This is a genomic window from Paeniroseomonas aquatica (genome assembly GCF_030409335.1).
Lineage (GTDB): Bacteria > Pseudomonadota > Alphaproteobacteria > Acetobacterales > Acetobacteraceae > Belnapia > Belnapia aquatica.
Map to the genome: position 1 here is coordinate 1 of NZ_JAUFPN010000173.1, position 19,463 is coordinate 19,463.

Annotated in this window: 19 protein-coding genes; 12 read left to right on the top strand and 7 right to left on the bottom strand. The window is 74.7% G+C overall.

Going from position 1 to position 19,463, the window contains the following annotated elements; all coding sequences use genetic code 11:
• Both QWZ14_RS18745 and QWZ14_RS18750 read left to right on the top strand, forming a co-directional pair.
• Positions 1 to 787 (top strand): N-acetylmuramoyl-L-alanine amidase family protein (locus tag QWZ14_RS18745; protein ID WP_290318338.1); only part of this gene is annotated, 787 nt, incomplete at its 5' end.
• Positions 788 to 961: 174 nt separating this feature from the next.
• A complete protein-coding gene (locus QWZ14_RS18750; protein ID WP_290318339.1) occupies positions 962 to 3,490 on the top strand; it encodes a penicillin-binding protein 1A in 2,529 nt (842 codons plus the stop codon).
• Here the strand turns inward: QWZ14_RS18750 and QWZ14_RS18755 are convergent.
• Positions 3,487 to 5,133 (bottom strand): flavin-containing monooxygenase, encoded by a 1,647-nt coding sequence (locus QWZ14_RS18755; protein ID WP_290318340.1) that lies wholly within the window; start codon positions 5,131 to 5,133, stop codon positions 3,487 to 3,489. The two genes, QWZ14_RS18750 and QWZ14_RS18755, sit on opposite strands and share 4 nt — an antisense overlap.
• A 17-nt stretch (positions 5,134 to 5,150) precedes the next feature.
• Positions 5,151 to 5,894 (bottom strand): glucose 1-dehydrogenase, encoded by a 744-nt coding sequence (locus tag QWZ14_RS18760; protein ID WP_290318342.1) that lies wholly within the window; start codon positions 5,892 to 5,894, stop codon positions 5,151 to 5,153.
• Positions 5,895 to 6,170: 276 nt separating this feature from the next.
• Here QWZ14_RS18760 and QWZ14_RS18765 point away from each other — a divergent pair, with 276 nt between their 5' ends.
• The gene (locus tag QWZ14_RS18765) at positions 6,171 to 8,030 is read left to right on the top strand and encodes a tetratricopeptide repeat protein (protein ID WP_290318343.1); all 1,860 of its coding nucleotides are present in this window, start codon (positions 6,171 to 6,173) and stop codon (positions 8,028 to 8,030) included.
• A 45-nt stretch (positions 8,031 to 8,075) separates the two neighbouring features.
• On the opposite strand, the gene QWZ14_RS18770 is transcribed toward QWZ14_RS18765, so the two are convergent.
• From QWZ14_RS18770 to QWZ14_RS18780, 3 genes are all read right to left on the bottom strand, one after another.
• Complete coding sequence (locus QWZ14_RS18770; protein ID WP_290318344.1) at positions 8,076 to 9,005, bottom strand: hypothetical protein; 930 nt, start codon at positions 9,003 to 9,005, stop codon at positions 8,076 to 8,078.
• 91 nt (positions 9,006 to 9,096) lie between these two features.
• The gene (locus tag QWZ14_RS18775) at positions 9,097 to 9,285 is read right to left on the bottom strand and encodes a CsbD family protein (RefSeq protein ID WP_290318345.1); all 189 of its coding nucleotides are present in this window, start codon (positions 9,283 to 9,285) and stop codon (positions 9,097 to 9,099) included.
• 157 nt (positions 9,286 to 9,442) lie between these two features.
• A complete protein-coding gene (locus QWZ14_RS18780; RefSeq protein WP_290318346.1) occupies positions 9,443 to 10,918 on the bottom strand; it encodes a PAS domain S-box protein in 1,476 nt (491 codons plus the stop codon).
• Between the two features lie 178 nt (positions 10,919 to 11,096).
• Here QWZ14_RS18780 and QWZ14_RS18785 point away from each other — a divergent pair, with 178 nt between their 5' ends.
• The 6 genes from QWZ14_RS18785 (at position 11,097) to QWZ14_RS18810 (ending at position 14,963) form a co-directional block, all read left to right on the top strand.
• A complete protein-coding gene (locus QWZ14_RS18785) occupies positions 11,097 to 11,519 on the top strand; it encodes a CsbD family protein (protein ID WP_290318347.1) in 423 nt (140 codons plus the stop codon).
• A gap of 103 nt (positions 11,520 to 11,622) precedes the next feature.
• Positions 11,623 to 12,633 carry a ketopantoate reductase family protein gene (locus QWZ14_RS18790; protein ID WP_290318348.1) on the top strand — a complete coding sequence of 337 codons (1,011 nt, stop codon included), beginning with the start codon at positions 11,623 to 11,625 and terminating at the stop codon, positions 12,631 to 12,633.
• Positions 12,634 to 12,727: 94 nt separating this feature from the next.
• Positions 12,728 to 13,090 carry a hypothetical protein gene (locus QWZ14_RS18795; protein ID WP_290318349.1) on the top strand — a complete coding sequence of 121 codons (363 nt, stop codon included), beginning with the start codon at positions 12,728 to 12,730 and terminating at the stop codon, positions 13,088 to 13,090.
• Positions 13,091 to 13,166: 76 nt separating this feature from the next.
• The gene (locus QWZ14_RS18800; protein ID WP_290318350.1) at positions 13,167 to 13,421 is read left to right on the top strand and encodes a DUF1272 domain-containing protein; all 255 of its coding nucleotides are present in this window, start codon (positions 13,167 to 13,169) and stop codon (positions 13,419 to 13,421) included.
• 7 nt (positions 13,422 to 13,428) lie between these two features.
• On the top strand, positions 13,429 to 14,289 hold the full coding sequence (locus tag QWZ14_RS18805) for an FkbM family methyltransferase (RefSeq protein WP_290318351.1): 861 nt from the start codon (positions 13,429 to 13,431) through the stop codon (positions 14,287 to 14,289).
• 47 nt (positions 14,290 to 14,336) lie between these two features.
• A complete protein-coding gene (locus QWZ14_RS18810) occupies positions 14,337 to 14,963 on the top strand; it encodes a NeuD/PglB/VioB family sugar acetyltransferase (protein ID WP_290318352.1) in 627 nt (208 codons plus the stop codon).
• Here the strand turns inward: QWZ14_RS18810 and QWZ14_RS18815 are convergent.
• Positions 14,960 to 15,388, bottom strand: coding sequence for a DUF1810 domain-containing protein (locus tag QWZ14_RS18815; protein WP_290318353.1), 429 nt, complete (start codon positions 15,386 to 15,388; stop codon positions 14,960 to 14,962). The genes QWZ14_RS18810 and QWZ14_RS18815 overlap by 4 nt on opposite strands.
• A gap of 112 nt (positions 15,389 to 15,500) precedes the next feature.
• On the opposite strand from QWZ14_RS18815, the gene QWZ14_RS18820 reads away from it, so the two are divergent.
• The 3 genes from QWZ14_RS18820 (at position 15,501) to QWZ14_RS18830 (ending at position 17,262) form a co-directional block, all read left to right on the top strand.
• Positions 15,501 to 16,142, top strand: coding sequence for a glutathione S-transferase family protein (locus QWZ14_RS18820; protein WP_290318354.1), 642 nt, complete (start codon positions 15,501 to 15,503; stop codon positions 16,140 to 16,142).
• 65 nt (positions 16,143 to 16,207) lie between these two features.
• Positions 16,208 to 16,933 carry an AzlC family ABC transporter permease gene (locus QWZ14_RS18825; protein WP_290318355.1) on the top strand — a complete coding sequence of 242 codons (726 nt, stop codon included), beginning with the start codon at positions 16,208 to 16,210 and terminating at the stop codon, positions 16,931 to 16,933.
• Positions 16,930 to 17,262 (top strand): AzlD family protein, encoded by a 333-nt coding sequence (locus QWZ14_RS18830; RefSeq protein WP_290318356.1) that lies wholly within the window; start codon positions 16,930 to 16,932, stop codon positions 17,260 to 17,262. The genes QWZ14_RS18825 and QWZ14_RS18830 overlap by 4 nt, the downstream gene beginning before the upstream one ends.
• Before the next feature lie 18 nt (positions 17,263 to 17,280).
• Here QWZ14_RS18830 and QWZ14_RS18835 read toward each other — a convergent pair.
• Positions 17,281 to 19,463 (bottom strand): mechanosensitive ion channel domain-containing protein (locus QWZ14_RS18835; RefSeq protein ID WP_290318357.1); only part of this gene is annotated, 2,183 nt, incomplete at its 5' end.

A 19,463-nucleotide genomic window follows, 5' to 3' on the forward strand; every position in this document is an offset into this window, starting at 1 on the left:
GCTGCGCATCACGCTGCAGCCGGGGCCGGCGGCCGGCTTCGCCCGGCTGGCCGATGGCCGCAGCCTGGCCGCCGCCGCCCGGCCAGGCGGGCCGCTGCCGCTGGTGGTGCTCGACCCCGGGCATGGCGGCCGCGACCCCGGGACCATCGGCGGCCGCGGCACGCTGGAGAAGCGCATCACCCTGGCCGCCGGCCTCGAGCTGAAGCGCCAGCTCGAGGCGGCGGGGCGGTGCCGGGTGCTGCTCACCCGCTCGCGCGACGTCTTCATCCCGCTGGCGGACCGGGTGCAGGTCGCCCGGCGGCGGGAGGCGGCGCTGTTCCTGTCGCTGCATGCCGACAGCGCCCCGGGCGCCCGCGGCGCCAGCGTCTATACCCTGAGCGAGACCGCGACCGACAGCCTGGCGGCCGGGCTGGCGCGGCGGGAGAACCAGGCCGACCGCGCCGGCGGGCTGCGGCTGCCGAGCGTCTCGCCCGAGGTCAGCCGCATCCTGCTGAGCCTGATCCGGCAGGAGACCCGCTCCGGCTCCGAGCGCATGGCGCGGATGGTGGTGGGCGCGCTGGACGGGCAGGTGGCGCTGCTGCCGCATACCCACCGGCGGGCCGGCTTCATGGTGCTGAAGGCACCCGACGTGCCGGCGGCGCTGGTCGAGATGGGCTTCCTCTCCCACCCCGGGGACGAGGCGGCGCTGAACAAGGCCAGCCACCGCGCCAAGGTGGCGGGGGCGCTGGCGGAGGCGGTGCACGGCTTCCTCGGCGCCCGCGGCCCGGCGCTGGCCGCGGCGGGCTAGCCGCCCCAACCCTCCCCCGGCGCGGCGGCCGCCGTTCCCGGGGCGGAACTTCCCGGCGCCGGTGATGCTCCGGCCCGCCGCCTGGCCTATATCTGGCGCGGTCCGGCAGGACGCCGCCCGGTCGCGCATTTGCGGGTATGCCGCCTTCCACGAGACGCTGTATTGGGACCCGTCATGTCGCCCCCTGATTACCGCGCCGAGCCGACCCTCGGCGTCGTGCCGCCGCCCCCGCCACGGCCACCCGCCAGCAAGCCGCCCAAGCCGCGGCGGCGGCGGCGCTATTTCGGCGGCGTGCTCGGGGTGCTCACGACCCTGGCCGCGGTCGTGCTGCTGGGCGGCTCGATCGCCGCCTTCGGCATCTATCGCCAGGTGGCCGCCGACCTGCCGGACTACCGCTGGCTGGCCGACTACCAGCCGCCGCAGATGTCGCGCATCTATGCCGCCGACAGCCGGCTGCTGGCCGAGCTGGCCACCGAGCGCCGGGTCTTCGTGCCGATCGAGGCCATCCCGCGCCGGCTGCAGGCCGCCTTCGTCAGCGCCGAGGACCAGCGCTTCTGGGAGCACCACGGCGTCGATCCCATCGGCATCCTGCGCGCCACCCTCACCGCGGTGGAGAATTACGGCTCCGGCCGGCGGCTCGGCGGCGCCTCGACCATCACCCAGCAGGTGGCCAAGAACATGCTGGTGGGCGCCGACCGGACGCTGACGCGCAAGCTGCGCGAGGCGATCCTGGCGATCCGGATCGAGGAGACGCTGCCGAAGGACCGCATCCTCGAGCTCTACCTGAACGAGATCTTCCTGGGCTACCAGGCCTATGGCGTGGCCGCCGCCGCCCAGGCCTACTTCAACAAGAGCCTCGACGAGCTGACGCTGGGCGAGACCGCCTTCCTCGGCGTGCTGCCGAAGGGGCCGAACAACTACAACCCGCTGCGCTTCCCCGACGCCGCCCGCGCCCGCCGCGACTGGGTGCTGGACCGCATGGCCGAGGATGGCGCCGTCACCGCCGCCGAGGCGACGGCGGCCAAGGCCGAGCCCATCGTCCCGCGGCTGCTGCGCCGGCCCGAGGTGGTGCAGGTCGGCCAGCACTTCACCGAGGACGTGCGGCGCGAGCTGACCAGCCGCTTCGGCCAGGAACAGACCAACATGGGCGGGCTGGTGGTCCGCACCAGCCTCGACCCGACGCTGCAGGCCTCGACCGAGGCGGCGCTGCGGGTCGGGCTGACCGCCTACGACCGCCGCCGCGGCGGCTTCCGCGGCCCGGTGGCGAAGATCAGCGCCGCCGCGACCGAATGGCTGCCGGCGCTGGAGGCGGTGGCGCGGCCCGGCGGCGCCCTGCCGGAGTGGAAGCTGGCCGTCGCGCTCGAGGTCCGCGACCGCGAGGCGCGGCTCGGCTGGCTGGAGAAGCCGGACCCGCGCGGCCCGGCGCAGCCGCGGACCGCGGCGCTGGCGCTCGAGGATGCCGCCTGGGCGCGGCGGGCGCTGGGCGAGGGCAGGCTCGGCGCGCCGCCGCGGCGGATGCAGGACGTGCTGGCCCCCGGCGACGTCGTGCTGGTGGAGCAGCTGCCGGCCGTCGCGGCCCAGGGCCGCACCCCGGCCCGGCCGGCCCGGCTGGCGCTGCGGCAGATCCCCGGCGTGGAGGGCGCGGTGGTCGCGCTCGACCCCGCCACCGGCCGGGTGCTGGCCATGGCCGGCGGCTGGTCCTTCGAGCGCAGCCAGTTCAACCGGGCGACCCAGGCGCAGCGGCAGCCGGGCTCCTCGTTCAAGCCCTTCGTCTACCTGCCGGCGCTGGAGGCGGGGATCCCGCCGACCCAGCGCTTCCTCGACGCGCCGATCGAGATCAACACACCGCAGGGCCCCTGGCGCCCCGGCAACTACGGCGACGGCGTGACCAACAGCTACGTCTCGATCCGCACCGCGCTCGAGAAGTCGCTGAACCTCGTCACCATCCGGGTGGCGCAGGAGGTCGGCATGGACAAGGTGTCGGAGACGGCGGCGCGGTTCGGCGTCATCCCCAACATGCCGCGCTACCTCGCGATGTCGCTCGGCTCGGGCGAGACGACGGTGATGCGCATGGCCGCCGGCTACGCCGCCTTCGTCAACGGCGGGCGGGCGGTGGCGCCGACGCTGATCGACAGCGTGCAGGACCAGCGCGGCCGGGTGGTCTGGCGCAGCGACAACCGCGGCTGCGCCGGCTGCGGCGCGGCGAGCGCCGCCGCCGGGCCGCCGGAGCTGGTGGACAACCGCCGCCAGATCACCGACCCGATCGCCGCCTACCAGATGGTCAACCTGCTGACCGGCGTGGTGTCGCGCGGCACCGGCGCCGCCGCCGGCAAGGGTCTGGGCCGTCCGGTCGCCGGCAAGACCGGCACCACCAACGACTATGTCGACAACTGGTTCGTCGGCTTCACCCCGGACATCGTCATCGCGGTCTGGATGGGCTTCGACGAGCCGCGCTCCCTCGGCAACGGCGAGACCGGCGGCAGCAACGCCGCGCCGATCTTCCACGACGTGCTGGAGGCGGCGCTGCGCGGCAGCCCGGCGGTGCCCTTCCGGGCGCCGCCCGGCGTGGCGCTGGTGCGGATGCAGGACGGCAGCATGGAGGCCTTCCGCCCGGGGACGGAGAATGCCGCCCGCCCGCCGTCGGAGGACCCGGCGCGGGGCACCGCGGTGGGCCTCGACCAGGGGCTGGGCGGGCTTTACTAGCTCAACGTCATGCCCGTGTAGCCGGCCTTGGCCACCGCGTCGCAATGCTCGCGGTAGGCCGGGGCGCCGCCCTGATACTGCAGCACCCGGCGGGTGGTGCGGCCCTCGACGTTGCGGTTGATGCCGGTCATCCAGCTGTCGACGAGGGTGTAGAGCAGCCCGCCGGCCAGCTCCTCGACATGGCGGGACCAGTCGGCCTCGGCCGCGGGCGTCGTCTCGATGCGTGTGATGCCCTTCTCCTGGGCGTAGCGCATCAGCTCCGCCACCCATTCGACGTTCTGCTCGATGCAACGCGGGATGTTGCAGCGGGTGGAGGCATTGTGCGGGCCGACCAGGGTCAGCATGTTGGGGAAGCCGTGCGACATCAGCCCGAGGTAGGTCTGGGTGCCGTCCTGCCACTTCTCCTTCAGGGTCAGGCCGTCGGTGCCGGTGAAGCGGACGCGGTCGAAGCTGCCGGTCACCGCGTCGAAGCCGGTCGCGTAGATGATCATGTCGAATTCGCGCTCGGCGTCGCTGGTCCTGATGCCGGATGCGGTGATGCGCTCGATCGGCGTCGCCTTGATGTCCACCAGCGAGACGTGCGGCAGGTTGTAGGCCTCGTAGTAATGAGTCTCCTGCGGGACGCGGCGGGTGCCGAAGCCGTGGCACTTCGGGATCAGCATCTCCGCCACCTCGGGGTCCTTCACCCGCTGGCGGATCTTCCTGGCCACGAATTCGCTGAACAGCGCATTGGCCTTGGGGTCGGTCAGCATGTCGCGGAAATTGGCCATCCAGATGGCGAAGCCGGGCTTGGCGTAGAGCTCCTCCCAGAAGGCCTCGCGCTCCTCGGCGCTCACCTCGAAGGTGCCGCGCGGGTCGGCCTGGTGGATGTAGCAGCCCGGCGTCTGGCGCAGCAGCTCGAACATCGCGGGGTAGCCGGCCTTGATCTTCGCCTGCTCGGCCTCGGTGATCTCGGCGTTCAGCAGCGGCGTCGCCCAGTTCGGCGTGCGCTGGAAGACGGTGAGGGAGCCGACCAGCGGCGCGATGGTCTGGATCACCTGCACGCCGGTCGCGCCGGTGCCGATGACCGCGACGCGCTTGCCGGCGAAGTCCACCGGCTCATGCGGCCATTTCGAGGTATGGAAGGACTGGCCCTGGAAGTCGTCGATGCCGGGCAGCCGCGGCATGGTCGAGGCCGAGAGCGGGCCGAGGGCGGTGATGAGGAAGCGGCAGTCGAAGCGCTCGCCGCTGTCGAGCGTGACGGTCCAGCGGCGTTCGGCCTCGTCCCAGTCGGCGCCGGCGACGCGGCTGTCGAATTGGATGTCGCGCCGGAGGTCGAAGCGGTCGGCGACGTGGTTCAGGTAGCGCAGCGTCTCCGGCTGGGCGGCGAAATGCTCGCCCCAGTTCCACTCGGCCAGCAGCGCGTCGTCGAAGGCATAGCCGTAGGTATAGCTTTCGGAATCGAAACGGGCGCCGGGGTAGCGGTTCCAGAACCAGGTGCCGCCGACGCCGCTGCCGGCCTCGAAGACCTGCACGGAAAGGCCGAGCTGGCGGAGGCGATAGAGCTGGTACATGCCGGCGATGCCGGCGCCGATGACGATGGCGTCGGTGGTCCGGGTTACAGTTTTGGTCGGGCGGTCGAGGGTGGTGACGGTATCCGGCATGAGGTCTGCTCCCGGGGTCATTGCGCGATGTAGCCACCGTCGATCACCAGCTCGGTGCCGGTGATGAAGGAGGCCTCGTCGGAGGCGAGGAAGAGCACGCCATGGGCGACCTCGATCGGCTCGCCCAGGCGGCGCAGCGGGGTGAGCGGGATCTTGGCCGCCCTGCCGCCGGAATTGGTGCCGCCGAGCATGGCGGGAAGGTAGCCGGGGTGGACCGAGTTCACCCGCACCCCCTGCGGCCCCCAGCGCACCGCGGCCGACTTGGTCAGCAGCCGGACGGCGCCCTTCGAGGCGGCATAGCCGGGGTGGCCCTCCGCCCCGCCGATGAAGCCCATGATCGAGGAGATGTTCACGATGGCGCCGCGGCCGGCCCTGGCCATTTCCTGCGCCGCCAGGGTGGTGCCGAGGAAGGTGCCGGTCGCGTTCACCGCCAGCAACCGGTTCCAGCCCTCCAGCGAGAGGTCGTCGCCGACCGCGCTGCCGCTGATCCCGGCGTTGTTCACCAGGATGTCGAGCCGGCCGTAGGCCGCGAGCGTGGCGGCGATGAGGGCCTGCCAGTCGGCCTCGGCGGTGACGTCGGCGCGGTGGAAGCGGGCGCGGCCCTGGCCGGCGTTGATCTCGGCGGCGAGCGCCTCGCCCAGCTCGGGCAGCACGTCGGCGATGACCACGGCGGCGCCCTCGCGGGCAAACAGCCGCGCCTCGGCCTCGCCCATGCCATGGGCGCCGCCGGTGATGATGGCGACCTTGTCCTTGAGCCGCATGGCGGTCCCTCCGTCATTTTGGGGGATCATCCGCCCGTGGGGGGATGCCGGCAAGGTCGCGGCCCGCTCCGCACCGACCATGCCGGGCGCGCCCTGCGGCAGGCCCTGCGGAACCCGGGATAGGACAGCCCCGGCCGGGATCGTCGCAGGGTTGCATCGGGCGGCATGATCGTGTTCTGGGGACGGGGCGCGGCCCTCTGTCCCATGGCTCCCTGGCCATGGGGTGGTTCACGCCAGGCTGGCCGGACCGGTTCTTCCGGATGGAGCGTCGACGGGATGCGCTGGATCATCGAGAGCGTGACGCCGGCGCGGCGGCGGGCCCGGCACTGGATTCGCCGGGGCAATGCGGCGCGCGACCGGCGGGACTGGCCGGCGGCGCGCGAGGCCTATGGCCATGCGCTGGAGGAGCATCCGCCGCTGCCGCCGATCTGGGTCCAGTACGGCCATGCGGCGAAGGAATCGGGCGACCTGCCGGGGGCCGAGGCGGCCTATCGCCGGGCGCTGGAGCTGCGGCCGGGCTTCGCCGACGGGCATCTGCACCTGGGCCATGCTCTGAAGCAGCGGGGCCGGCCGGCCGAGGCGCTGGAGGCCTATGCGCGGGCCGCCGCGCTGGCGCCGGCGGATCCGGAGTGCCAGCTGCAGCTTGGCCATGCGCTGAACGGCCTGGGGCGGCGGGTGGCGGCGGTGGAGGCCTTCCGCCGGGCGTCGGCCTTGGCGCCCGGCCGGGCGGAGGCGGCGCTGGAGCTGGGCCATGCGCTGCTGGCGCTGGGGGAGCCGGTGGGGGCGTTGGAAGCCTTCCGCCAGGCCTTCCGGGTGCAGCCGGAGCAGCCGGTCGCGGCCTGGGTGCAGCACGGCCATGCGGCGCGCGGCGCCGGGGCGCCGGCGGCGGCCGAGGCGGCCTACCGCCGGGCGCTGGAGCTGGACCCGGAGGCGGCGGATACCCACCTCCACCTCGGCCATGTGCTGCGCCAGCAGGACCGGCGGGAGGCCGCGCTGGCGGCCTTTCGCCGGGCGGCGGAGCTGGCGCCGGCCGATGGCGCGGCGCAGGCCCATCGGGCCGCGGTCTTCGAGGTATTGCCGCCGCTCGAGCAGGCGAATGGCGTCAGCCTCGATGCGGTGCGCTGGGCGATGCGGTTCTTCCTCGGGCGGGAGCCGGCCGGCATCGAGGAGCTGGAGCGGCACATGGGACACGGCAACCTCGAATCGCTGCGCCGGGCCTTCGCCGAGATGCCGGATTTCGCCGCGTTCTACCGCGACCTGGTGCCGCGGCGGTATGCGGTGCCGCTGTTCCTGCTGGCGCCGCCGGCCTCGCCGCAGGTGCCCTGGCGCTTCGAGCCGCCCAGGCTGGACCGGCCGGTCAGCCAGCTCTGCACCGCCGGGCAGCTTGCGGAGCCGGCCTATGCCGCCTGGTGCGGGCGCTTCGCGCTGCAGCCGACGCAGCACCGCAAGCCCTGGGAGTTCTGCTACATCGGCGCCGCGCTGGAGGCGGCGGGGCTGCTGCGGGAGGGCAGCCTGGGCCTCGGCTTCGGCTGCGGGCAGGAGCCGCTGCCATCCTATTTCGCGGCGCGCGGCGTGGCGGTGACGGCGACGGATGCGCCGGCCGAGGTGGTGGCCGACCAGGGCTGGCAGTCGACCAACGACCACGCCGCCGGGCTGGACGCGGTGCATCGGCCGGAGCTGGTCTCCGCCGTGGAATTCCGCCGGCTGGTGCGGTTCGGCGCGGTGGACATGAACCGCATCCCGGATGGGCTGGCGGGCTTCGATTTCTGCTGGTCGGCCTGCGCGCTGGAGCACCTGGGGTCGCTGCGGGCGGGGCTCGACTTCATCGTCGCCAGCCTCGGGACGCTGCGGCCGGGCGGGGTCGCGGTGCATACGACGGATTTCAACCTGTCCTCCGACGACGCCACGATGGAGACGCCGGGGCTGTCGGTCTTCCGGCGGCAGGATATCGAGGCGTTGATCGCCGGGCTCACGACGGCCGGGCACGAGGTCGCCCCCTTCAACACCCATCCGGGCGACCGGGAGCTGGATGCCCGCATCGACCTGCCGCCCTATGCGCTGCCGCACCTGAAGCTGCAGCGCGAGGGCCTGGTGACGACCTCCCTCGGGCTGATCATCCGCCGGGCCGCGGGCTGAGGACCCGCCCCGCCGGATGTCCGGCGGGGCGGGCAGGCACGGGTCTCAGGCGGCGACGCGGGCGCCGTAGGCGGTCGCGTGGTCGCGGGTGCCCCGGCGAGCGCCGACCACGGCCACGATGAGGCCGAGCAGCATCGTCAGGAAGATCGAGAAGGACGCCACCGAGGCCCCCTTCGCGGTCGCGTCGGCGGCCTCGCGGGCGCGCTGCTCGGCCTGCTGCAGCGCCTGCTGGGCCTGCTGCTCGGTCTGCGCCAGGCGCTGCTGCGCCTCCTGCGGGCTGATGTTGTACTCGGCCGCGACCAGGGCGGTCAGCCGCTCGCGGTCGGCGCCCGAGAGGTTGCCGTCGGAGACCCGCCGGCCCACCAGCGTCGTCATCTCGGCCTTGCGCTGGTCCGAGGTCATGCTGGCCGGGGCATTGCCGGCACCGGCCAGGGCATTCTGCGCCCGGTCGATGATCTGCTGCGTGGCGGACTGGACGGTGCCGGTGCTGGTGCGGTCGGCCACCTGCTCGCCGGCCGCCGAGGCCACCGAGCCGGCGCCGCGGGCGATGCCGCCGATCGCGCCCGACACGCCGCTGGCGGCGGTGGAGGCGACGCCCGCCACCAGGTTGCCGAGCAGCACGGCGGAAATCAGGAAGGACGCCGCCCACATGGCCATGCCGTGCAGGGTCGCGTCGGTGCGGCTGGCGGTGCCGGAAAGCCGCGCCGCCACGTAGCCGCCGATGCCGAGGCCGATCAGGTTGGAGACCAGCAGCCAGATCCCGGCGCCGATGCCGAAGCTGGAGGCATCGGGGGTGTCGCGCTCGGCCGCATCCACCAGGGTGGCGCCGATGGCGGTGCCGAGGACGTTGAGCATCAGGCCGATCGCCAGGGCCACGACGGCGCCGGCGACGATGGCGCCCCAGGAGATCCGGGTTGCGGGGGCGGCGGTGGCGGCCGTGCCGGCATAGGTGGGGTCGGAATAGGTCGTTGACATGTTGGGTTCCTTGAAGCCCGGCGCGATGGCCGGGTACGGGCATTGAAGAGGCCCGGCAGGGCGCCGGGCCGGAGCCTTGCCGACGGCGCGGTCAGCCCTGCTTGCCGGTGGCGTCGCGAAGGCTGTCCTTCACGCCGCCGGCGGCATTCTGAACCTTGCCCTCGGCCTTCTGGGCGGCGCCCTCGGCCTGGGTCTTGGCATCCCCGGTCAGCTTGCCGAAGGCTTCCTTGACGGAGCCGACGGCCTGCTTCGCGGAACCCTCGATACGGTCCTTGTCCATGGCGGAGATCCTTGGCAATGCCCGTAGCGCTGCGGGCCGGGCGACGCAGCAGCAACAGGGAGGGGCGGCGGGGGTTGCATCGGCACCGGCGAACCATCGTCCCCGAGGCGGTGCGGCCGAACCGGCGCCCTGGTGCGGACGGCCCGGTGGCCGCGCCTCATCCCCGGCCGGCGTCCAGGCCGCGCGCATGCGCCCAGACCACCAGCCGGGACCGGGAGCCGACCCCGAGGCGGCGGTACAGCCCGTTCACGTGGTTGCGGACCGTGGTCCGGCTCAGCCCGAGGCGGCCGGCGATGGCGGCGTCGTCCAGCCCCTGCGCCACCAGCCCCAGCACCTCCCGCGCCCGCGCCGGCAGGCCCGACAGCGCCGGCTCCGCCGGCCGGCCCGGGCCGGCGGCGGCGCGGGCGAGGTGGTCCAGCACCCGCGTCGTGATGGCCTCGGCATCCGTCATCGCCGCCGCCACCGCCGCCGCGATCTCGGCCCGCGTCCTGGCCCGGTCCGGGGCGGCGGCGGCCACCAGCAGCATGCTGGGCCGCCCCCCGAGCTCCACCGTCACGGCCGAGACCAGGCAGGCCAGCGGGGCGCCGTCCCGCACCGCGAGGCAGGCCTCCTCCCCGCCCAGCCGGCCCTCGCGTCGGAACCTGCCGAACAGCGTCTCCGCCGCCTCCGCCCCGGCCCAGAGGGGCAGGTCGCGGGCCGAGCGCCCCACCACGTCGGCCTCGGCGCGGTTGGTGCCGTGGCAGAAGGCCTCGTTGGCCAGCAGGATGCGGAGGTCGCCGGCATCGGCCAGCACCGCCGGCACCGGCAGGGCGCGGAAGGCCAGGGCGAAGCGCTCCTCGCTGTGGCGCAGCGCCGCCTCGGCGTGCTGGCGGGCGTCGATGTCGGCGAAGGTGAAGAGCATGCAGGCGGTGCTGCCGATCTCGATCGGCTGGCCGGCCAGCACGACGCATTTCTCCCGCCCGTCGGGCAGCTGCAGCCGCGCCTCCATCTGCGGGATGGTGCGGCCGACGCGCAGCCGCTCCACCGCCAGCTCCCGCCGCGCCGCGCCCTCCAGTACGTCGACGTCGTAGGCCGAGCGGCCGATCACCTGGTCCTCGCGGTAGCCGGTCATCTCGAGGAAGCCGCGGTTGACCCGGATGTGCCGCAGGTCCGACAGGCGCAGGATCAGCGCCGGGGCTGGGTTGGCGTTGAAGCTGCGCTCGAAGCGCTCCTCGGCGTCCCAGCGCTCGGTCTCGTCGCGCAGGATCAGCACCAGCAGGTCGGGCAGGCCGGCCGCGTCGGTCAGCACCAGGCTGCGGATGCGGTGGGTCCAGCGGGCATCCGCCTCGCCGGCCAGCGCCACCTCCACCACCACCTCGTCGAAGGCCTCGCCGGCCATGACCCGCTCCAGCGGGTACTCGCCCTCGGGCAGGCGGTGGCGGTTGCGGTAGCGCAGCTCGAAGCGGTCGCGGTAGCCGGTGGCGGTGCCGCCCAGCCCGGCGAGGTCGGTCACCCCATGCATGTCGAGCGCCGGCTGGTTGGCCCAGACGATGCGCTGGTCGGGGTCGATCAGGATCACCCCGTCGCTGACGCCGGCGATGATGGAGCGGAGCTGCTGGGTGTCGGCATGCTTCGGGGGGACGGGAGGGGCCATGCCCCCGGAAACGGCCGGGGCGGGCCTCGGTTGATGCGTCCGCATCAATTTACCGGTGCGATCGTGCGTCGCGGCGACGCATCCCGACCGCCGGCTGCGTCGTTAGGCCTCCATCGGCGGGGCCGGCGGCAGCAACCGCCGCCGGTCCCGGCGCACACCCCCAACAGGAGACAGCAGCATGAACGAGGACAGGATCGGCGGGATGGCGGACAAGGCCGTGGGCAGCGTCAAGTCGGCGGTCGGGGACGCCACCGGCGACGCCAAGCTGCAGGCCGAGGGCAGCGCCGGGAAGCTGGCCGGCACCGCCCGCAACGCCCTCGGCGGGGCGCAGGACGCGGTGCGCGACGCCGCCGAGGCGGTCTCCGACAAGGCCTCGGACCTCGGCCGCAAGGCCGGCCCGGCGCTGGACGAGGCGGGGCGCAAGGTCTCGGAATACGGCCGTGAGGCGCGGGAGGTGGTGGCCACGGGGTCGGAGAACGTCTCCCACCTGCTGCGCGGCTACCCGCTGGCCACGGTCGGCCTGGTCGCCGCGGTCGGCTTCCTGCTCGGCCGGCTGACCGCGCCGGAGCCGCGGCCCTGGTACCGCCGCGACTGGCACTGAGCCAAGCCCGACAGGCCGGCCGCCCCGGCGGCCGGATCCGGGGGGCGGCGCGCCGGGCCGCGTGCTACAGCGGCCCGACCACCCCGCCCCACGGAGCCCCTGCATGCGCGTCACCATCCTCGGCGCCGGCGCGGTCGGCGGCTGGCTCGCCGCCGGCCTCGCCCGGGCCGGCCTGGATAACCCAGGCCTCGCCTCCCTCGGCATCCTGGCCCGCGGCGCCAGCCTGGCGGCGCTGCGGGCGCAGGGCCTCGTCTTCCTCCACGGCGAGCGGCGGGAGGCCTTCCCGGTCGAAGCGACCGACGACCCCGCCGCCCTGGCCGGCGCCGACATCCTGCTGCTCGGGCTGAAGAGCCACGACCTGCCGGCCGCCCTGCCGCTGATCCAGCGGCTGCGCGGGCCCGGAACGCTGGTGGTGGCGGTACAGAACGGCATCCCCTGGTGGTTCCTCCAGGGCTTCGGCGGCCCGGCCGAGGGCCTGACCCTGGCCAGCGTCGACCCCGGCGGGGCGCTCGCCGCGGCCATGCCGGTGGACCGGGTGCTCGGCGCCGTCGCCCATGTCGGCGCGACCGTCGCGGCGCCCGGGGTCATCCGGCTGATGCAGCAGGACCGGCTGCTGCTCGGCGACCCCTCCGGCCGCCACCCCGGCCCGCTCGCCCGCCTGGTCGGGGCGCTGGCCGCCGGCGGCATCCCGGCCGCGGCGGTGCCCGACATCCGCCGCGAGGTCTGGCTGAAGCTCTGGGGCAATTCCAACATGAACCCGCTGAGCGCGCTCTGCCGCGCCGACATGCGGGCGATGCTGGACGACGCCGGCATCCGCGGCCTGGTCATGGCGATGATGGCCGAGATGGCCGCGCTCGGCGACCGCATCGGCCTGCCGCTGGCCGGCCCGGAGGATCCCGGCGGGGAGCGGGCGATCGCCGACCGCATCGCCGTCACCCGCCGGCTGGGCGCCTTCCGCACCTCCATGCTGCAGGACCTGGAGGCCGGGCGGCCGCTGGAATCGGGCCCGCTGGTCGGGGCGCTGGTGGAGCTGGCCGGGCGGCTCGGCCAGCCGGTGCCGACCCTGGCGGGCATCCATGGCCTGGTCCGGCTGCTGGCGGCCGCGCCGGGCTGAGCGGCGCCGCCTGAACCGGCGGTAGTGAACCCGCGGCGCCCTGCCGCGTCTTATGCACATGGACAGGATCCCGAGACGCGGCTGGCTCGTCGCCATGGCAGCCTTGGCCAGCCCCCCCGCCCCCGCCGAGAGCCGCCGGCGCCGCCGCCCGCCGGCGCAGCCCCAGGCCGCCGCCGCCGCGGCGCCACCCCCGCCGCCGCCCGCGATCGACGGCCCGCCGCCGCCCTCGCGCATCCCCGGGCTGGAGCCGGCCCCGGTCCCGCGCACCGGCCTGGTCCAGGGCCCGCTGTCGGACCGCGAGCCGAAGCCGCGGCTCTCCTTCGGCCTGCCGACGGCGAGCGAGCTGCCGCAGGGCCAGACCTTCACCCGCGCCGACCCGACGCCGGACCGCCGGGCGCCCAGCGGCGGCGGCAACTGGCTGCCCTCGCCCGGCGCGATGCTGCGGGTGCCCTTCTGATTTCCCGGGCCGGGGTGCCGGCTGGCACCCCGGCGCGCGGCATGGCACCCTTCCGCCACGCATCCGGAGGCCTGCCATGCTCGAGCTTCGTCCCTGCTGCGAGTGCTGCGGCACCGACCTGCCGCCGGACAGCGAGGCGGCCCGCATCTGCTCCTACGAATGCACCTTCTGCGCCGGCTGCGCCGAGGCCACCCTGGCCGGCCGCTGCCCGAATTGCGGCGGCGAGCTGGTCCGCCGCCCGATCCGCCCGGCGGCGCGGCTGCTGACCCACCCCGCCGGCACCACGCGCAAGCTCCGGCCGCAGGGCTGCGCCGCCGTGCCGCAACCCTAGGGCTCCCATGCTCCTGACCACGCTCGTGCCCGAGGCCTCCGGCTTTCCCGACCCCTGGGCCAAGCCCGGCCTGCAGGGCGTCTATGTCGGGGACGGCGTGATGCTGACCCGCAACTGGCTCGACCAGCTCATGTACGTCTCGAGCACCGACCTGATCGTCACGCCGCACCTGCTGAACCTCGGCTACTGCGAGCCGCACCTCACCAAGGTGCTGATGTCGCTGCTGCAGCCGGGCCAGGTCTTCGTCGATATCGGCGCCAACGTCGGCTACTACAGCGTGCTCGGCGGCCGCGCCGTGCATCCCGGCGGCACGGTGCACGCCTTCGAGCCGAACCCGGCGATCCACCGCCTGCTGGCCGACAACCTCGAGGTCAACGGCTTCGCCCCCAGCGCCATCCCGCATCGCCTGGCGCTGTCGGACCGCGCCGGCACCGCGCCGCTGCTGGTCTTCGAGGGCCGCACCGCCGCCGCCACCCTGCGCCCGGTCTCGGCGGCCTATGCCGAGGCCTTCGGCGCCCGCACCGGCCGCACCACCCACGCGGTCGCGGTCGAGACCGTCCGGCTCGACGACGTGCTGGCGGCGGTGCCGGAGGTGCACCTCATCAAGCTCGACGCCGAGGGCCACGAGCCCGCCATCCTGCGCGGCGGGACCGAGCTGCTGCGGCGCAGCCCGGCGGTGAAGCTGCTGATGGAATTCGTGCCCTTCCACTACGCCCGCGACGAGGCGCTGGACCATCTCGGGCTGCTGCGGGACCTCGGCTTCCGGCTCTACCGCATCGAGGCCGATGGCGGGATCGCCGAGCATACCGACGCGGAGCTGCTGGGCTTCGACTTCTCCGACATCATGGCGCTGCGCCCCGGCGGCTGAGCGCCGGGCTATGATCGGGCGCGCGGCGATGAAGGGCGGGGGTGGCGATGCGGGACAGGCTGGTGATCCTCGGCGCCGGCGGCCATGGCCGGGCGCTGATCGAGCTGCTGCGGGACCTCCCCGGCCATGAGGTCGTCGGCCTGGTCGATGCGCGGCCGCCGGCGGCGCCGGTGCTGGGGGTGCCGGTGCTGGGCGACGAATCGGCGCTGCCCGGGCTGCTGGCCGCCGGCTGCCGCCAGGCCTGCATCGCCATCGGCGACAATGCCGCCCGGCTGGCCGCCGGCGCCCGGCTCGAGGCGATGGGCTTCCTGCTGCCGGCGCTCTGCCACCCCTCCGCCATCCTCGCCCGCAGCGCCGAGGTCGGCCCCGGCGCGGTGCTGCTGCCGCGGGTGGTGCTCGGGGCGCTGGCCCGGGTGGGGCGGCTGGCGATCCTCAATACCGGGGCGATCGCCGAGCACGACACGGTGGTGGGGGAGGGCGCCCATGTCGGCCCCGGGGCGGTGCTGGCCGGCGGGGTGCGGGTCGGCGCCCGGGCGCTGGTCGGGGCCGGGGCGGCCTGCCGGCCCTATGTCGGCATCGGCGAGGCGGCGGTGGTCGGGGTCGGCGCCGCGGTGGTGGCGGAGGTGCCGCCGGGGCAGTCGGTCGGCGGCGTGCCGGCGCGGGCGCTGCGCTAGCCTCCCTCCAGCAGCCGCACCGTCCCGGCATCCGGCGCCCCCGCGAAGTAGCGGTCGAGCGCCGCGCGGAAGGCCGGCGCCCCGGGGCCGGCCGCGGCGAAGAGGGTCATGCAGGAGTGGAATTTGAGGTCGTCCGGGCTGCCGAAGACGGCATGGGCCGAGCGGCCCTCGACCCGGTTGACCAGCCCGGTGCAGTCGAGCAGCCGCGGCCCCAGCAGCGGATGCGCGAGGTAGGCCCGCGCCTCGGCCAGGGAGGCGATGCCGTAGTGCCGCGCCATGGCGCTGCGGCCGAGCCCGGCGAGCTGCGGGAAGACGAACCACATCCAGTGGCTGCGCTTCCGGCCCTCGGCCAGCTCGCGCCGGACCGCGGCCAGGACCGGCTCCTGCGCCTGGACGAAGCGTTCGAGGTCGAAGGCATCGGACATGCCGGCAAGGCTATACCCGGGCGCCGGCCGCTCCAAGACCCGCCCCGCCCGCCCATTGCCGCCGCCCCGGCTTTCGTGGCTGCATGGGCGCCACCCCGGAAAGGACCGCGCCATGCTGGTCGTGCATCACCTCGGCCTGTCGCAGTCGGAGCGCATCCCCTGGCTCTGCGAGGAGCTCGGCATCCCCTACGCGCTGCGCCGCACCGACCGCGACCCGCACTCCCGGCTGGCCCCGGCCGACTACAAGGCGCTGCACCCGATCGGCGCCGCGCCGGTCATCACCGACGGCCCGCTGGTGCTGGCCGAATCCGGCGCGGTGATGGACTACATCATCGGCTGGCACGGCGGCGGCCGGCTGGCGCTCGGCCCGGACCATCCGGATTTCGCCGACTACCTCTACTGGTACCACTTCGCCAACGGCACGCTGCAGCCGGCGATGGGGCGGATGATGATCCTCGGCCGGCTGGACCTCCCGGCCGACCACCCGGTGCCGGCGGCGATGCGCGGCCGGCTGGAGCGCGCCCTCGGCCTGGTCGAGGCAAGGCTCGGCGCCGAGGACTGGCTGGCCGGCGCGGAATTCACCGCCGCCGACATCATGACCGTCTTCTCCCTGACCACCATGCGGCTGTTCCTGCCCTTCGAGCTGGCGCCCTATCCGGCCATCCGCGGCTACCTCCGGCGGATCGGCGCCCGCCCGGCCTACCAGCGGGCGATGCGGCAGTCGGACCCCGGGCTGGTGCCGATGCTGGACTGAGGGCCCCTTCCGCCCGGCCGCCGCCCGGTGGCATACCCCTTCCCCAACCGGGGGACAGCCTCGCCTTGCATCAGGATCCAGGACCCCCCGCCGGGGTGCGCGTCGGCTTCACCGCCGCCGGTGCCCGCCGCGGCTGCCGCGCCGCGCTCGCCCTCACCATCGGGCTGATGCCCTTCGGCCTGGTGGTCGGCATGGCGGCCGATGCCAAGGGCCTGTCGCTGCTCGAGACCCTGGTGATGTCCGGCCTGGTCTTCGCCGGGACCGCCCAGCTGGTGGCGCTCGAGCTCTGGGCCGACCCGGCGCCGGTGCTGGCGGCGACGCTGGCGGTGCTGGTCATCAACCTGCGCATGGCGCCGATGGGGGCGGCGCTGGCCCCGGTGCTGGACCGGCTCTCGGGCCTCCGGCTCTGGGGCAGCCTCGCGGTGCTGGTCGACAACGCCTTCGCCCTGATGGTCGCGGAGATGCGGGCCGGCCGGCGCGACGCCGGCTTCCTGGTCGGCGCCAGCCTGACCATGTGGGCCAATTGGATGGTCATGTGCTGCGTCGGCCATGTCTTCGGCGCGGCGGTGCGGCTGCCGCCGGGGCACCCGGTCTTCTTCGCCTCGGTCGCGGCGCTGATGGCGATCCTGGTGCCGATCTGGCGCGGCCGGTCGGACCTGCTGCCCTGGGTCGTCGCCGGCGCCGCCGCGCTGGCGGCGCACGGCGCCGGGCTCGGCGCGCCCTGGCCGGTGCTGGCCGGGGCGCTGCTCGGCTCCGCCGCCGGCGCCGCCCGGGACCTCCGCCGGACATGACGCTGCGCTGGGACGTGCTGGCCGCCATCCTCGGCATGGCGGCGGTGACCTACCTCTGCCGCGCCGGCGGCTATGCCATCCTGCGGGTGACCCGGCCGCCGCCCTTCGTGCAGGCCATGCTGCAGCACCTGCCGGGCTGCATCTTCGTCGCCTTCCTCGCGCCCGCCCTGGCCCGGGAGGGCTGGCCGGCCTGGGTGGCGGCGGCGGCGGCGCTACTGGCCCAGGCCAGGCTGGGCAAGCTGGCGCTCTCCATCCTGGTCGGGGTGGCGGTGCTCTGGGGCCTCAGGGCGCTGCCCGGGGCGCTGTCTGGGGCGCTGCCCGGGGGCTGACGGGGGGCTGAGCCGCCTTCAGCCCGGCGCTTCCGGCCGGGGCTTCGGCGCCCGCGGCGGCGCCAGCGCGCCGAGCGGCTGGTGCGGGATCTCGATGCCCAGATCCTCGAAGCGCCGCTTGACCCGCCGCATCAGCTCGCGCTGCACCGGCCAGCGCTGGGTCGGCTCGGTCCGCACCCGGCCGCGCAGCGTCACGCCCACTTGGCCGAGGTTGTCGACGCCCCAGAAGTCGAACTCGTCGCGGATCGCCCGCTCGAAGCGCGGCTCGCCCCGCATCTCGGCGACGATCGCCTTGATGGCCGCGCCCGCCTCGTCGGTGTCGGTCTCGTAGGCGACCAGAATGTCGACCATGGCGAAGGCGAAGTCGCGGGTGCTGTTGGTCACCGTGGTCACGCCCGAGAAGGGCACGATGTGGATCGAGCCGTCGCCGTCGCGCAGCTTGATGGAGCGGATCGACAGGTGCTCGACCACGCCGCCCTTGCCGCCGACGTTGACCGAATCCCCGACCGCGACCGCATCCTCGAGCAGCAGGAAGACGCCGGTGATGATGTCCTTGACCAGGGTCTGCGAGCCGAAGCCGATGGCCAGGCCGACCACGCCGGCGCCGGCTAGCAGCGGCGCCACGTTGACCCCGAGCTGGGAGAGCGCGTTCAGCACCACGAAGACCAGGATGAAGACCCCGATCACCGTCCGCAGCATCGGCAGCAGGGTCCGCACCCGGGCGCTGCGCGCGGCGTGGCTGTCGCGGGACAGCCGGGTCAGCCGCTGCTGGATGTTCGAGCTGGCCAGCTCCCAGACCACCAGCCCGAGCACCAGGGTGCAGAGAATGTTGAACAGGGTCTGCACCAGGCGGTTGCCCAGCGTGCCGACGGCGAACCATTCGAGCGAATTCAGCCCCCAGGTCTGCAGCAGCAGCACCACCACCGCCAGGCCGAGCAGCACCGCGACGCAGGCCCGCGCCGGCGGCACGTAGGTGGCGGCCCGGGCCGGCAGGCCGGGCCAGCGCCTGGCCAGCTCCGGGCTCGGCTCCAGCAGCGGGTTGGTGGCGCGGATGAAGGCCTCGTCCAGCGCCTTGGCGGCGCCGACGATGACCAGGGTCAGCACCGTGCCCCAGAGCAGCCGCTGGAAGCCGTTCTCCAGCGCCAGCGCCCAGACCACCCAGGAGGCGACCAGCCACAGGATCACCAGCACGTGCCAGATCTCGGCCAGCCGGTTGCGGGCGCCGCGCAGCATCAGCCGGGTGCCGGTCGCGACCTCGCCCGGCTCCAGCGGCTTGGCCCGCAGCACCTCGGCCACCGCCTCCCGCTGCTGCAGCACCAGCCGCACCAGCATCAGCGAGATCACCAGCAGGGTGACGTTGATGATGGCGTCGTAGGCCGCCCAGGGCAGGCCGAACAGCAGCCCCGCCTCGGCCAGGGTATAGCCGCCGACGCCCACCAGCATCAGCCGCTGCAGCCAGCGGGCGCTGGCCGCCGCCGCCGCATCCGAGCAGGGGATCAGCCGCAGGTGGTTGGAGGCCGGCGACAGCAGCATCCGCGCCAGGGCGAAGGCGGTGCGGGCGCCCATGTAGGCATTGGCCATCATCAGCCCGACCAGCCGGGTGGTCGGCAGCGGGTGCACCAGCCCGAACAGCCCATAGACCGCGAGGCCGAAGGCGGCGATCGGCAGCAGGTCCAGCAGCAGCCGGCCGAACACCAGCGGCACCCGCTTCAGCCAGGTCCAGGGCTCGTTCGCCCGCGGCGCGGTGGCGTCCAGCCAGCGCCGCATCCGCGCCAGCGCCCGCACCAGCACGGCTTCGGCCAGCAGGCCGATGCCCAGCAGCAGCAGCAGCTTCCAGGCCGCGTCCAGCATCCGGGTCCGCGCCACCGGGTCCTGCGCCAGCTCCTTGCCGGCCTCCCACAGCGCCGGCAGGTCGGCCATCGACTGCACCACCTGCAGCACGCTGTCGGCGGCGATGCCGACCCGCCCGGACAGGCCGCTCAGCAGCTGGGCGCCGAGGGTATTGGGGGCGATGATCGGGTCCGCCGCGGCAGGCGGTTCCGCCGGCGCCGGGGTTGCGGCAGGGGCAGGGGCCTGGGCAGCGGGGGCCGGGGCGGGTGCGGGTGCGGGTGCCGGGGTGGCGGCGGCGGGTGCCGAGGCCGCTGCCGCAGGCCGGGCCGGCGGCGGGCCGGCCTCCGCCCCCTCGGCGGCGGCGCTGGCCA